The sequence below is a fragment of the Aeromonas sp. TECH754 genome, from assembly GCF_056279295.1.
The window spans coordinates 572,267-586,000 of sequence record NZ_JBWBRA010000001.1; the positions used below are offsets into that span (position 1 = coordinate 572,267).

10 protein-coding genes are annotated in these 13,734 nt (G+C 60.0%); 4 read left to right on the forward strand and 6 right to left on the reverse strand.

Annotated features, from left to right (window positions below; translation table 11 throughout):
• Positions 1-99: 99 nt before the first annotated feature.
• From ACZ9IL_RS02545 to nadK, 3 genes are all read right to left on the reverse strand, one after another.
• Complete coding sequence (locus ACZ9IL_RS02545) at positions 100-981, reverse strand: DHHA2 domain-containing protein (RefSeq protein WP_476002080.1); 882 nt, start codon at positions 979-981, stop codon at positions 100-102.
• A gap of 277 nt (positions 982-1,258) precedes the next feature.
• The gene (recN, locus tag ACZ9IL_RS02550; RefSeq protein WP_476002081.1) at positions 1,259-2,923 is read right to left on the reverse strand and encodes a DNA repair protein RecN; all 1,665 of its coding nucleotides are present in this window, start codon (positions 2,921-2,923) and stop codon (positions 1,259-1,261) included.
• A gap of 113 nt (positions 2,924-3,036) precedes the next feature.
• A complete protein-coding gene (nadK, locus tag ACZ9IL_RS02555) occupies positions 3,037-3,921 on the reverse strand; it encodes an NAD(+) kinase (RefSeq protein ID WP_476002082.1) in 885 nt (294 codons plus the stop codon).
• Between the two features lie 243 nt (positions 3,922-4,164).
• Between nadK and grpE the strand changes: the two genes are divergently transcribed.
• From grpE to exuR, 4 genes are all read left to right on the forward strand, one after another.
• The gene (gene grpE, locus ACZ9IL_RS02560) at positions 4,165-4,740 is read left to right on the forward strand and encodes a nucleotide exchange factor GrpE (RefSeq protein ID WP_476002083.1); all 576 of its coding nucleotides are present in this window, start codon (positions 4,165-4,167) and stop codon (positions 4,738-4,740) included.
• Positions 4,741-5,039: 299 nt separating this feature from the next.
• Positions 5,040-6,962 (forward strand): molecular chaperone DnaK, encoded by a 1,923-nt coding sequence (dnaK, locus tag ACZ9IL_RS02565; RefSeq protein ID WP_476002084.1) that lies wholly within the window; start codon positions 5,040-5,042, stop codon positions 6,960-6,962.
• Between the two features lie 113 nt (positions 6,963-7,075).
• Positions 7,076-8,215, forward strand: coding sequence for a molecular chaperone DnaJ (gene dnaJ / locus ACZ9IL_RS02570; protein ID WP_476002085.1), 1,140 nt, complete (start codon positions 7,076-7,078; stop codon positions 8,213-8,215).
• A 237-nt stretch (positions 8,216-8,452) separates the two neighbouring features.
• Positions 8,453-9,247 carry a transcriptional regulator ExuR gene (gene exuR / locus ACZ9IL_RS02575; RefSeq protein WP_476002086.1) on the forward strand — a complete coding sequence of 265 codons (795 nt, stop codon included), beginning with the start codon at positions 8,453-8,455 and terminating at the stop codon, positions 9,245-9,247.
• A gap of 266 nt (positions 9,248-9,513) precedes the next feature.
• On the opposite strand, the gene ACZ9IL_RS02580 is transcribed toward exuR, so the two are convergent.
• The 3 genes from ACZ9IL_RS02580 to ACZ9IL_RS02590 all read right to left on the reverse strand — a co-directional run bounded on the left by ACZ9IL_RS02580 (position 9,514) and on the right by ACZ9IL_RS02590 (position 13,726).
• Positions 9,514-10,221 (reverse strand): oligogalacturonate-specific porin KdgM family protein, encoded by a 708-nt coding sequence (locus ACZ9IL_RS02580; RefSeq protein ID WP_476002087.1) that lies wholly within the window; start codon positions 10,219-10,221, stop codon positions 9,514-9,516.
• 544 nt (positions 10,222-10,765) lie between these two features.
• Positions 10,766-12,253 carry a UxaA family hydrolase gene (locus ACZ9IL_RS02585; protein WP_476002088.1) on the reverse strand — a complete coding sequence of 496 codons (1,488 nt, stop codon included), beginning with the start codon at positions 12,251-12,253 and terminating at the stop codon, positions 10,766-10,768.
• Positions 12,254-12,262: 9 nt separating this feature from the next.
• A complete protein-coding gene (locus ACZ9IL_RS02590; RefSeq protein WP_476002089.1) occupies positions 12,263-13,726 on the reverse strand; it encodes a tagaturonate reductase in 1,464 nt (487 codons plus the stop codon).
• Between the last annotated feature and the right edge of the window lie 8 nt (positions 13,727-13,734).

Sequence of the window (13,734 nt, forward strand, 5' to 3'; positions counted from 1 at the left end):
CGAATGGATTCAAGATGTGGCCCGAGCCCTCATGGGATGGAGATGAGGGCTCGGGCGAGGGGTTAAAGCTGTCAGATTATGGACGGGCCTGCGAGTCGGTCAGGCGAAATACCTGGCGAGCCAAGGCAATCCCTCCTTCTTGCGACTGACGGCGCCGGCAAGGTGGACGGGATTTTCGGGCAGGATCCCCTGGCTGGCGAAGTGGAGCTGGCTGTCCCCCTTGGCAAGATCCGTCAGCATCAGTACATAGGCCTCCAGCTTGTCCTGCCCCAGCCTGACTTGCATGGCCTGTTGCAGCTCATCCTGCCGGGCCAGCAGCTCGGCTGGATTCATCACGCAGATCTGGCTGACCATGAGTGAATGACCCGCGATCTGGTAGGCCTTCTCGTCGGCAACCAGCAGCTCGGCAAGGGGGGTATCCCCCAACTGGGTGCGGCGCTCCAGCAGGGTCTGGGCAAAGGGGGCCAAGGCGAGATCGGCGATGGGCAGCAGTCTGTCGGCCGCGATCCTGTCTTGCTCTGTAGTAGTGGGGGAGGTGAAGTTGAAGGTGTCGCTGACGATGGCCCCCAATAGCAGCCTGGCCTGGGCGCGGGAGATCCGGTCGTAGTCCATCAGCTCCAGCAGCACGGTGGCACTGCAGCCGACGGCCCTGATCCAGGCATCGAGCGGACCACGGGTAATGAGAGTGCCGATGCGGTGGTGATCGATGAGGCCCTGCACGTCGGCGTCGGCCAGACCTTCCGGCCCCTGCTCCAGCTCACTGAAGTCCACCAGGAAGACCGGCTTGTCGGCCACGCTGCCGCTCAGCACCGGGGGAGCCTCGACTCCTGCGGTTTCCAGAATGAACTGAGTCTCGGCGATGGGGGTCCCCAGTGCAAAGGCCTGGGCAGGACGGCCCTGCTCGTTTAGCCAGTCGGCGGTGACCAGTGCGGTGCAGATGCTGTCGCTATCGGGATTCTTGTGACCAAAGACATGAAGCATGGACGATTCCTGAGTTGCTGGGCCTGACAGGGATCCGTTGCCGGGCTCGGGTAAAATGGGTGGGCTGATGATGACAGTGTACACGGGACAGCCTCATGGCAGTCACTCTAGCGTTCTAAGGGAAGGGTAAAAATCCGGGGTGAATGCGTGGTAGTAGCGTGAGGTATCGAAGATTGGTGGTTTTTTGGCTGAAATTGCTTTGTGGGTGTGTTTGGCATATTAAATATTCTGATGGGGATGAGCGGGAAGGAGAAAGATACTCCTTCCCGCGTGGAGTTCAGGAAGCCAGCAGCTCGCGGGCATTGGCCAGGGTGTTGTCGGTAATTTGATCCCCCCCCAGCAGGCGGGCCAGTTCATTGAGGCGTGCCTTGGCGTTGAGTGCCTGCATCTGGGTCTCCGTGGTCTTGCCATCGGTGTGCTTGCTGACCACCATGTGCTGGTGGCCTTTGCCCGCCACCTGGGGCAGGTGAGTCACCACCATCACCTGGGTGGATTCACCGAGCTGGCGCAACAGGCGACCGACTACGGCGGCGGTCGGGCCGCTGATCCCCACGTCCACCTCATCGAAGATCAGGGTCGGCGTCGAAATCTTGCGGGCGCTGATCACCACGATGGCGAGGCTGATGCGCGACAACTCACCACCGGAGGCGACCTTGCCGAGCGGCTGGATCGGCTGGCCCGGGTTGGTGGTGACCATGAACTCCACTCTATCTATGCCGAGCGGGGAGAGACTGCTCTGGGCATCGGGCCTGACTTCGATGGCGAAGCGGCCATCGGGCATGGCCAGCTCGTGCATGCTGCTGGTCACCTTGGCGCCGAGTTCTTCGGCATAACGCTGGCGACTCTGGCTGAGCACCTCGGCCGCCTGTACGAAGGACTCCCGTGCCTGGGCCAACTCTTCTTCCATCCCCTCCAGCCTCTCTTCATCCGAATTGAGGCGGGCGAGATCGCCGGCGAGATCCTGATGGTGCAGGGCCAGTTCGGCCGGTTTGACGTGGTGCTTGCGGGCCAGGTTGATGGCTTTGGATAGGCGGGCCTCCAGCTCGTTGAAGCGCTCGGGATCCAGCTCCAGCCGATCGAGATAGCTGCGCAGCTCGCTGTGGCTCTCCTGCACTCCTATCAATGCCTCGTTGAGCATGCCGAGCACGTTGCCAAGGCGGCTATCCATGGCGACCAGGGTCTCCGCCCTGTCCACCGCGACCTGCAGCAGGCCGGCGATGGTGGTCTCTTCGTTGTCATAGAGCAAGTCGAGGCAAAAGCCGCACTCTTGCATCAGCTCGGTGCCGTTGGCGAGTCGCTGGTGCTCTTCCTCTATGGCTTCAAACTCCCCGGGTTGCAGGGCGAATTCGTCCAGCTCTTGCACCTGATACTCGATCAGCTGGCGGCGAGCCTCCCGTTGCTGTTGCTCGGCCTTGAGGCGGCTCAACTCATTTTGCAGCTGACGCCACTGCTGGTAGTGGCGACGGACCTCGTCCAGCAGCAGATGATGGCCGGCGTAACCATCGAGCAGGGCCAGCTGATAGTCCGGTTTGAGCAGCATCTGGTGAGCGTGTTGACCGTGTACGTTGACCAGCAACTGACCCAGGCTCTTGAGCTGTACCAAGGGGACGGGCACGCCGTTGATGTAGCTGCGCGAGCGCCCCTCGGCGGAGAGCACCCGCCGTACTATGCACTCCCCTTCGTTCTCCAGCTCGTTGGCGGTGAGCCAGGCACGGGCGGCAGGATTGCCGTCCAGCAGGAAGCGTGCGCTGACCTCCGTCTTGTCACTGCCCGGCCGGACCATGCTGGCTTCGGCCCGCTCCCCCAGACAGAGACCGAGCGCGTCGATGGCAATGGACTTGCCCGCCCCCGTCTCCCCCGTGATGCAGGTCATGCCGGCTTGCAGATCGAGTTCGAGAAATTTGACGATGGCGAAGTTGGTGACGGTCAGTTGGGTCAGCATGGTCTCATCCTGTGTGGGCCAACATTACTGTGTATGCATCCAGTATATACTGGTTTTCCATACAGTAAAGTGTCGACCCATCACAGGAGGGGGAGAGGGCGCGATTGCGGGGCTTAAAACAGCTTGCTGCCCCAGCCGAGCTTGTTGCGCAGCACGTGGAAATAGCTGTAATCGAGCGGATGCACCAGGTGCAGCTTGTGGTGGCTCTTCTTGATGAGGATCTCGTCCCCCGGGTGGACCGCCAGGGTCACCTGACCGTCACAGCTCACCTGCATGGCGTCGTCCTGATTGTCGGGCGAGACCAGCAAGCGCACCTCGCTGTCCGCGTCCAGTACGATGGGGCGGCTGCTCAGGGTGTGTGGAAACATCGGGACGAGCGTGATGGCGTTGAGCTTGGGGGTGAGGATGGCGCCGCCGGCCGACAGGGAATAGGCGGTGGATCCGGTTGGCGTCGCGACTATGATGCCGTCCGAGCGCTGGCTGTACATGAAGCTGCCATCGATATAGACCTCGAACTCGATCATGTGGGCGATTTTGCCCGGGTGCAGCACCGCCTCGTTCACCGCCAGATTGCTCGACTTGCGCTCGCCGTGGCGATAGACCGCGGCCTCCAGCAGGAAGCGATGTTCGCTCTTGAAGTGGCCGGACAGCACCTGCTCCAGCGGCAGCAGATAATCCTGTGGCGAGAGATCGGTCAGGAAACCGAGATTGCCGCGATTCACGCCGATCACCGCCACATCGAAGCGCGACAGCACCCGGGCGGCCCCCAGCATGTTGCCGTCACCGCCGACCACGATGGCGAGATCCGCCTGCTGGCCGAGCTGTACCAGATCCATCACGTCATCGTTCTGGATACCGAGGGTCTGGGCGACCCGGCTCTCGAGCAGTACCCGAAAGCCGCGGCTGCTGAGGTACTGGTACAAGCCGGTCAGGGTCTGGTTGGCCCCTTCATGATGGGGTTTGCCAATAAGAGCAACAGTTTTGAACGGAGAATCCATGGATTGTCGGGTCTGGAATGAGTATTGAGCGGAGTATACCGCGCTTTGCCGGAGATTTGTCTGTCACCATGCGAGCTTGGCTTACTCGGCGCTGAACGGCGACGCAATGCCCCGGCCGGGAACCTGATCCTCCATGATCTGGCCTTTTCCCCTTGAAAGCGGGGGCTGCGTCCCCATAATAGCGCCATTGATCGAAGTAACCCCGCATAACAGATTGCAGTAACCCTGAATATTGGAGATGTCATGAACCACGAAGAACAAAAGGTTGAAGCGATGGAGCAAGTGGAAGCCCAGCCAGTCGAGCCGACCGATGTAGACAGTGAAGTGACAGCCGAGCAGGCCCGCATTGCCGAGCTGGAAGCCCAGCTGGCGACCGCCGAACAGGCTGCCGCCGACGAGCGCGAGCGCGCCGTGCGTGCCGTCGCCGAGATGGAAAACCTGCGTCGCCGTGCCGCTCAGGATGTGGAGAAGGCGCACAAGTTCGCGCTGGAGAAGTTCGCGGGCGAACTGCTGCCGGTGCTGGATAACCTGGAGCGTGCCATCGAGTTGGCCGACAAGGAAAATGAGGCGCTCAAGCCGATGATCGAAGGGGTGGAGCTGACCCTCAAATCCATGCAGAGCTCGGTCGGCAAGTTTGGCCTGCTCCCGCTGGATCCGCTGGATCAGCCGTTCGATCCCAACGCCCATCAGGCGATCAGCATGATCGAGAACGCCGACGTGGCAGCGAACACCGTGATTGCGGTGATGCAGAAGGGCTATGAGCTCAACGGCCGGGTGATCCGCCCCGCCATGGTGATGGTCTCCAAGGCTCCGGCCTGAGTACCCTCCCAGCATTGAGCCCGCCGCGCGGCGGGCTTTTTATTGTCCCGAGCGGCCAGTTGATGGGTTTTTCGGCGCAGAGCCGACCCAAGGCATGGTTTTTTAAGTGTGGGGCTTGAAGCCGTGGCTTGAGACCCCATATAGGGGACAAGGCCACGGCGGCATCCTAGATGTGCACCTCGGGTGACAAGAATTTGATGTCGGGAGCTTGAAAGCCAGATTGGCCGGCCCCACCTAGCCGTTAACGTATTAAGGCGAGCACCTCGCCAGTTTATTCAAAGTATTTGGAGATTCGTCAAATGGGTAAAATCATCGGTATTGATTTGGGTACTACCAACTCCTGTGTCGCTATTCTGGACGGCGACCATGCTCGCGTGATCGAGAACGCGGAAGGCGACCGTACTACTCCGTCCATCATTGCCTATGCCGATGACGGCGAAATCCTGGTTGGTCAGCCGGCCAAGCGTCAGGCCATTACCAACCCGAAGAACACGCTGTTTGCTATCAAGCGTCTGATCGGCCGTCGTTTCGAAGATGAAGAAGTACAGCGCGATCTGAAGATCATGCCGTATGCCATCGCCAAGGCCGACAACGGTGACGCCTGGGTTGAAGTGAAAGGCAAGAAAATGGCACCGCCGCAGATCTCTGCCGAAGTGCTCAAAAAAATGAAGAAGACCGCCGAGGATTACCTGGGCGAGCCGGTGACCGAAGCGGTCATCACAGTACCGGCCTACTTCAACGATGCCCAGCGTCAGGCTACCAAGGATGCCGGTCGCATCGCCGGTCTGGACGTCAAGCGCATCATCAACGAGCCGACCGCCGCAGCCTTCGCCTATGGCGTGAACAAGGTCAAGGGTGAGCGCAAGGTTGCCGTCTATGACCTGGGTGGCGGTACCTTCGATATCTCCATCATCGAGATCGACGAAGTCGAAGGGGAAACCACCTTCGAAGTACTGGCGACCAACGGTAACACCCACCTGGGTGGTGAAGACTTCGACAACCGTGTCATCAACTATCTGGTTGACGAGTTCAAGCGTGAGCAGGGCATCGACCTGCGCAACGACCAGCTGGCTCTGCAGCGTCTGAAAGATGCCGCCGAGAAGGCCAAGATTGAGCTCTCTTCCGCTCAGCAGACCGACGTGAACCTGCCGTACATCACCGCAGATGCCACCGGTCCGAAACACATGAACATCAAGGTGACCCGCGCCAAGCTGGAATCCCTGGTGGAAGACATGGTGAAAGACTCCCTGGAGCCGGTTCGTGTCGCCCTGAAAGACTCCGGTCTGGCGGTTGGCGAGATCGACGACGTCATCCTGGTGGGTGGTCAGACCCGTATGCCGCTGGTGCAGAAGACAGTCGCTGACTTCTTCGGCAAAGAGCCGCGCAAAGACGTCAACCCGGACGAAGCCGTGGCCATGGGTGCTGCTATCCAGGGCGCCGTATTGTCCGGTGAGAAGACCGACGTACTGCTGCTGGACGTGACCCCGCTCTCCCTCGGCATCGAGACCATGGGTAGCGTGATGACTGCGCTGATCGAGAAGAACACCACCATTCCGACCAAGAAGTCTCAGGTGTTCTCCACCGCCGAAGACAACCAGTCTGCCGTGACCATTCACGTGCTGCAGGGTGAGCGCAAGCGCGCCAGCGACAACAAGTCCCTGGGCCAGTTCAACCTGGAAGGCATCCGTCCGGCACAGCGCGGTCTGCCGCAGATCGAAGTGACCTTCGACATCGATGCCAACGGTATCCTGCACGTCTCCGCCAAGGACAAGGAGACCAACAAGGAGCAGAAGATCACCATCCAGGCTTCTTCCGGTCTGTCCGACGAGGAGATCGAACGCATGGTACGCGAGGCGGAAGCCAACGCGGCCGAAGACAAGAAGTTCGAAGAGCTGGTGCAGACCCGCAACCAGGCTGACGGTCTGGTCCACTCGGTCCGCAAGCAAGTCGCCGAAGCCGGTGATGCTCTGCCTGCCGACGAGAAGACCAAGATCGAGACCGCAATGTCCGAGCTGGAAAGCGCCCTCAAGGGTGACGACAAGGCGGCCATCGAAGCCAAGCAGCAGGCTCTGCTGGAAGCGTCCCAGAAGTTGATGGAGATCGCTCAGCAGCAGGCCCAGGGTCAAGCTGGCGCCGCTGATGCCGGTCAGACTTCTTCCGCCAAGGGCGAAGACGACGTGGTCGACGCCGAGTTCGAAGAAGTGAAAGACGACAAGAAATAAGCCGTACCCAACCGGGCAGCGTCCGCGCTGCCCATCGGCTTGGTCAATGATTTCACGGGCGTTGGGTAACCAACGCCCGTCTGCGTAACTGCTGATATAGCAACAGGATGAGTATGTCGAAGCGCGATTTCTACGAAGTGCTTGGGGTATCGAAAGGTGCCGATGAGCGCGAGATCAAGAAGGCGTACAAACGTCTGGCGATGAAGTATCACCCCGACCGTAACCAGGGGGATGCCGCCTCGGAAGAGAAGTTCAAAGAGGTCAAGGAAGCCTACGAGGTCCTGACCGACGACAACCTGCGCGCCCGTTATGACCAGTACGGTCATGCCGGAGTGGATCAGAGTCAGGGTGGCGGCCACGGTGGTTTTGGTGGCGGCGCCGACTTTGGTGATGCGTTTGGCGATATCTTTGGCGACATCTTCGGTGGTCGCAGTGGCGGTGGTCGTCGTGGTCCGGCCCGTGGCTCCGACCTGCGCTACAACATGGAGCTGACGCTGGAAGAGGCGGTGCGCGGGGTCTCCAAGGAGATCAAGATCCCGACCCAGGTCCACTGCGAGGTCTGCAACGGCTCCGGCGCCCACACCGGGAGCTCCGCCCATACCTGCCCGACCTGCCACGGTGCAGGCCAGGTGCAGATGCGCCAAGGCTTCTTCGCGGTGCAGCAAGCCTGTCCGCATTGCCACGGTCGCGGCAAGATCATCAAGGATCCGTGCCGCAAGTGTCACGGTGAGGGTCGCTACCAGAAGACCAAGACCCTGTCGGTCAAGATCCCGGCGGGCGTCGATACCGGCGACCGCATCCGTCTCTCCGGTGAAGGGGAAGCGGGGGAAGCGGGCGCATCGGCCGGGGATCTGTACGTACAGGTCCACGTCAAGGAGCACGAGATCTTCGTGCGTGATGGCAACGATCTCTACTGCGAAGTGCCCATCAGCTTCACCACCGCGGCCCTTGGCGGCGAGATCGAAGTGCCTACCCTGGATGGTCGGGTCAAGCTGAAGGTGACGACGGAGACCCAGACCGGCAAGCTGTTCCGCTTGCGGGGCAAGGGCGTCAAATCCGTGCGCTCCGGCCAGGTCGGCGATCTGATGTGCAAGGTGGTGATCGAGACGCCGGTCAAGCTGACCGAGGCCCAGAAAGATCTGCTGCGCCAGCTGGACGAGTCGTTCAGCGGTGCCGCCGCCAAGACCCACAAGCCAAAATCGGAAGGCTTCTTCGAAGGGGTGAAACGCTTCTTCGACGATCTGACCAAATAAGCCAAACGCCACAAGCGTGATGCAAGCCGGCCCCTGTGCCGGCTTTCTTTTTGCCTGCGTTCACTAAAGAGAGCTCTTGTTTCCAGTTTTTCAGTTGCTGGCGGGTCAGCCTGATGACCGGTTAAGGGATACAAACAGACCTGCTGCTAACTTGTCTGAAATTAACGAAATTGGTATAATATCTCCATTCTGTCGGCAGGAAGCCGACGCTCGCAGCTACATAAGAAGAGGCCGGTCGTGAAGGACATCAATGTGGATTTGCTTGAGCCGAAAAGGCTCTACCAGAAGGTGGCCGCCGAGCTGAAACAACGAATTGCCAGCCAGCGTTACAAGGTCGGCGAACGCTTGCCTGCGGAGCGGATCCTTGCCGAAGAGATGGATGTGAGCCGGACGGTTGTCCGCGAAGCCATCATCATGATGGAAGTCGAAGGGCTGGTCGCCGTGCAAAAAGGTTCGGGCATCCATGTCATCGCCCAGGAGAGTCAGCAGATCCCGCTTCCTCCTGTGCTGGATGAAGCCTTGTTAAGTGCCGGCCCTTTCGAGCTGCTGCAGGCGCGCCAACTGCTGGAAAGCAACATTGCCGAGTTCGCTGCTACTCAGGTCACCAAACAGGACATTCTGGAATTGCTGCGTATTCAGGAGCAGGCTCGTACCGAGGACCGCGCTCGAGATTCAACCTGGGACAAGCAGTTTCATATCCAGGTTGCCAAGGCAACCCAGAACTCGGTACTGGTCTTCCTGATCGAGCAGCTGTGGCTGCACCGTGAGCACAACCCCTATTGGCGCAAGCTGCAGGAGCACATCGATGATCAAGCCATCATGAGCTGGTGTGATGATCATGATCAGATCCTCAAGGCCCTGATCAGAAAGGATCCGCAGGCCGCCAAGCTGGCCATGTGGCAGCACCTGGAAAACACCAAGCAGATGCTCTTCAAGGCCACCATCTTCGATGACGACATGTCGGACGACCGCTATCTTTTCTCCGAAAACCCCGTTGTGCACCTGACCGTTAAGCAGGCCGCCAGCCAGTAGGAGTCAAGATTTTTGGCCAGGTGAGTCAATGCCAGATGACCACTCATTGAGCGGGGGAAGATTATCCCGCAGCTCCGACTTTCCTCGATGAGACAGGTTGGGGGCCTTGCCCGCAACCGAGAGGCACGGGCGATGGCGCGATGATGATATCGGGCAACATGGTTACGAATAGATCAATGCGAAGAGTGGTCATGAGTCGAGTGCGAGGACCACTCTCATTTATATATTGAATGGCTGAAAACACAGCCAGCCATTCAATAACAATATTAGAAGTTATATTTAACCCCCATCCGGTAACGCATTTCCATCTCGTCTTGTGAATCATCGCTGCTGTGGTAGCGAGGCACATAACCGATCTCACCATAAGGTACCCATTGCTTGTTGACCGGTACCGCGATCACGACATTATACAGCCAGTTATTATTTTTTCCCTTGTAGTCATCATAGTTGGTGAATTTGTATTCATAGTCACCGATGATGGAGAAGCGCTCGTTCTTGTAACCAAACTCCCAGTTGATCTGGTTATAATTTTTGTCTTGATTGTTGCTGTCTTCATCCTTTTGAATACCACCCCGCCAGCGCAAAGTGGTGACCCAGTTATCGGTGATACTGTAAATACCCTTCAGCTGAACACGGTAGCCGACGAAGGTATCACCTACATCGATATTGACGGCGGGGGCGACAATGAGTTTGTCGGTCACATTAAAGTTCTGCCCCATCTCCCATTCGCTGCCACTGCCACTCCAGTTGCCGTTACCGGTCTTGAAGCCATCGTCCCGGACGCTCTCGCCCTCGGTCATCTTCCCTTCCACTCCGACGAAGAGCCCGCTCTCCGTGGTGTGGCCAAGCTTGAGGCGGTTGGCTTGCTTCTCTGAATCGGCTTTGAATTCGTGGCGGTAGTCCAGGGTCAGGGCCTGGGCGGAGGCAGAGGTCAGCGCCAAGGTAATCAATCCCAATTTAAAGGAAACGTGCATTCGATGGATCTCCAGTTATGTTAGACATGACGATAGGTGACATGAATATGCCGGGTAACAAAAAATGATTTGGCTGGGAAAGCTAATCAATTAGCTTTGCTTTTCTCAATGACATCATTTTTATTTTCATAATGAGAATGGCGCCAGTCAGCACAAAGGTAATTAAATTTTGAATGATGACCGACAGTACTCCAGAGAGGAGGTCATACAGCAGCCATCAAACATCCCTGACACGAAGACGGAAGACATCAACAGGGAAATGTTTTCGGTGGGCTTGGTGTTAACATCAGAGCCACCGGTGGAATAAATGAGAGGGTGGTGCAGTCACCCGCAATAAATCCGATTAGGTCGATATGATTCATGGTATCAAGGCCCGTGAATATCGGTCGGTGTCCCCATGACACCGACCGATCATATAAGGTAAATAGCAGCCTCTTCTCGTTATATGGAGGAGAGGAGCCTTGGCTATCCTGTCGTGGCTATCCCGACGACAGGAGGTGGAACCTGCCGAATGTGCTCTGCGCCGGCGATCAGGGGCATCGTCTCAGAGCGTGACCCCGCTCTTGAAGATCGCCAGCTCGCGAAAATCGTTGCGCTCGTTGCAGGTGCGCTTGCCGTTGGCGATCTCGACGATGAGATCGACAAATTGTTCGAGCAGTTGCTGCATTGGGACGCCCTCGATGAGCGAACCGGCGTTGAAGTCGATCCAGTGCGGCTTGCGCCGGGCCAGATCGCTGTTGGTGGCCAACTTGACGGTGGGCACCGGGCCGCCGTAGGGGGTGCCGCGCCCGGTGCTGAACAGCACCATGTGGCAACCGGCCCCGGCCAGGGCGCTGGTGGCCACCGCATCGTTGCCCGGGGCGCTCAACAGGTTGAGGCCGGGCCGCTCGAGACGGGCGCCGTAGGGCAGCACGTCCACCACCTGGCTGTGGCCAGCCTTCTGGGTGCAGCCGAGGGACTTCTCCTCGAGGGTGGAGATGCCCCCCGCCTTGTTGCCGGGGGAGGGGTTCTCGTAGATGGGCTGTTGGTGATCGATGAAGTACTGCTTGAAGTCGTTGACCATCTGCACCGTCTTCTCGAACACCGTCTCATCGCGGCAATGGGACATCAGGATCCGCTCCGCCCCGAACATCTCGGGCACCTCGGTCAGCACCGAACTGCCCCCATGCTGGATCACGTAGTCCGAGAAGCCACCCAGCAACGGGTTGGCGGTGATGCCGGAGAAGCCGTCCGAACCGCCACACTCGAGCCCGAACCTGAGCTCCCCGAGGTGGCCGGGTGTGCGCCTGTCCTGTGCCATCACCGCGAGCAGCGTCTTGAGTTGGTCAACGCCAAATTCGACCTCATCGTCCTGCTGCTGGCAGATCATGAAGCACACCCGTTGTTCGTCGACCTCGCCGAGTGTCTCCTGAAACGCGGCTATCTGGTTGTTTTCACAGCCCAGGCCGACCACCAGCACACCGCCACAGTTGGGGTGGCGCACCAGGTTCTGCAACAGGGTGCGGGTGTTGAGGTGATCCTGGCCGAGCTGGGAGCAGCCGTACTGATGGTGGAACAGGTGGACACCATCGATCCCCGAGAGATCGCACTCGCGCTCGAGTCGCTGCATCATCTGCCTGGCCTGGGCGTTGACGCAGCCCACGGTCGGCAGGATCCACAACTCGTTGCGGATCCCGACCTGACCGTTGGCGCGGCGATAGACGTTGATCGCTCGATCCGGCAGCAGGGTGCTGACCGGGACCAGCTCCGGTTGATAGCGATACTCGTCGAGATCGCTCAGGTTGGTGGCCAGGTTGTGACTGTGGATGTGTTCCCCGGCTCTGATGGGGGCGGTGGCATGACCGATCGGCAGACCGTACTTGACGATAGACTCGCCCAGCGCGAGATCGCGCAGCGCCAGCTTGTGGCCGCGCGGTATGGGGGTCGCCACCTTAAGCGACAGCTGGCCGAGCTCGACGCACTCGCCGGCGCTCAGCTCGCGCAGGGCCACCGCCAGGTTGTCGGTCGGATGGATCTGGATAACAGCTTGCATGGTGGATCCTCAGCAGCAGGCGGCGAGCGCGGCGCGCATGCCCCGTTGGCGAATGGCCGTCAGGCAGTGATCCACTCGCTCGGCCAGCCCCGGCACCTCGCCCAGGGCGCTGCCCCAGTGCGCGGCATCCCCCAGCACCTGGTCCACCAGTGCGCGCTGCGCCAACTCGCCGCGCTCGACGGCGGGCCAGAGGCGGGCATAGGCATCGAGCCAGGGCTGATCGTCCTGCAGCGGATAGGGCTGACCGTCGCGATGGCCGCGATAGAAGGCGAGCAGCGCCGCCAGGGCGAAGCTCAGCCGTGCTGGCAGCGGCTTGCCGTCGGCCGGGTAGGCCAGCAGCTGTGGCAACAAGCGGGTGCGGAACTTGGTCATGCCGTTGAGGGCGATCGAGAGCAACTGGTGTTTGATGAAGGGGTTGCGGAAACGTCCCAGCACGTCGCGGGCGAAGGCGCGCAGCTCCTCCGCCGGCAGATCCAGGGTCGGCACTATCTCGTCGAACATCAGGCGTTCGATGAAACGACCGATCTCGGCGTCATCCATCGCCTCGCCGACAGTGTCGAGCCCGGCCAGGAAGGCGACCGGCACCAGGGCGGTGTGGGCGCCGTTGAGGATGGCGACCTTGCGCTCCTTGTAGGGCTTGATATCGGAAACGATGCGGATGTTGAGCGCCCGCTCCGCCGGCATCTGGTTCAGACAGAGCTCGTCGGCCAGCCACTGGGGCCCCTGGATCACCAGCAGGTAGAAGTGCTCGGCCGTCACCATGAACTGGTCCAGATAGCCGAAGTGCGCCTGCAACTCGGTGTGCTCGTCACGGGGGAAGCCGGTCACGATGCGATCGACCAGGGTCGAGCAGAAGGTATTGTGCTCGCACAACCAGTGGTGGAAGGCCGGCGGCAGCGCCCACTCGGTGGCGTAGCGCCGCACCAGCTCGCGCAGGGCCTCGCCGTTGTAATCGATGAGCTCGCAGGGCAACAGCACCAGCCCCTTGTCGGCGGCGCCCTCGAAATGGGTAAAACGCTCGAACAGCAGGCGCGTCAGCTTGGCCGGGAAACTGTGGGGGGGCACATCCTCGAGTCGATCGCCGGCGTGATAGCTGATGCCGGCCTCGGTCGTGTTGGAGAAGAAGAAGCGCACATCCGGGTTGCGGGCCAGCGCCAGTACCTCGTCGAACTGGCGGTAGCAGTTGAGCTCGCCGTTGACGCTGCGGATGAGGCGCTGCTGACTGACGCGTTCGCCCTGCTCGTCCAGGCCGCGGATCAGGGTGGTATAGAGGCCATCCTGGGTCGCCAGGCTGGGGGGAGTGCCGCTGTCGATGGGGCGCACCAGCATCACGCCGGCGCCGAGTGGGGTATGTTCGTTGAGCAGATCGAGCTGCCAGTCGATGAAGGCGCGCAGGAAGTTGCCCTCCCCGAACTGGATGACGCGGGTGGGGTAGCGGGCACCGGCGAAGGTGTCACGATTCAAGGCTTGCATAATCATTC

Coding starts and splice junctions, on each gene's coding strand:
- recN (WP_476002081.1), bottom strand. CDS start 2,923: ATGCTGACCCAACTGACCGTCACCAACTTCGCCATCGTCAAATTTCTC.
- grpE (WP_476002083.1), top strand. CDS start 4,165: ATGAACCACGAAGAACAAAAGGTTGAAGCGATGGAGCAAGTGGAAGCC.
- dnaK (WP_476002084.1), top strand. CDS start 5,040: ATGGGTAAAATCATCGGTATTGATTTGGGTACTACCAACTCCTGTGTC.
- ACZ9IL_RS02585 (WP_476002088.1), bottom strand. CDS start 12,253: ATGCAAGCTGTTATCCAGATCCATCCGACCGACAACCTGGCGGTGGCC.
- nadK (WP_476002082.1), bottom strand. CDS start 3,921: ATGGATTCTCCGTTCAAAACTGTTGCTCTTATTGGCAAACCCCATCAT.
- dnaJ (WP_476002085.1), top strand. CDS start 7,076: ATGTCGAAGCGCGATTTCTACGAAGTGCTTGGGGTATCGAAAGGTGCC.
- ACZ9IL_RS02580 (WP_476002087.1), bottom strand. CDS start 10,221: ATGCACGTTTCCTTTAAATTGGGATTGATTACCTTGGCGCTGACCTCT.
- ACZ9IL_RS02545 (WP_476002080.1), bottom strand. CDS start 981: ATGCTTCATGTCTTTGGTCACAAGAATCCCGATAGCGACAGCATCTGC.
- ACZ9IL_RS02590 (WP_476002089.1), bottom strand. CDS start 13,726: ATGCAAGCCTTGAATCGTGACACCTTCGCCGGTGCCCGCTACCCCACC.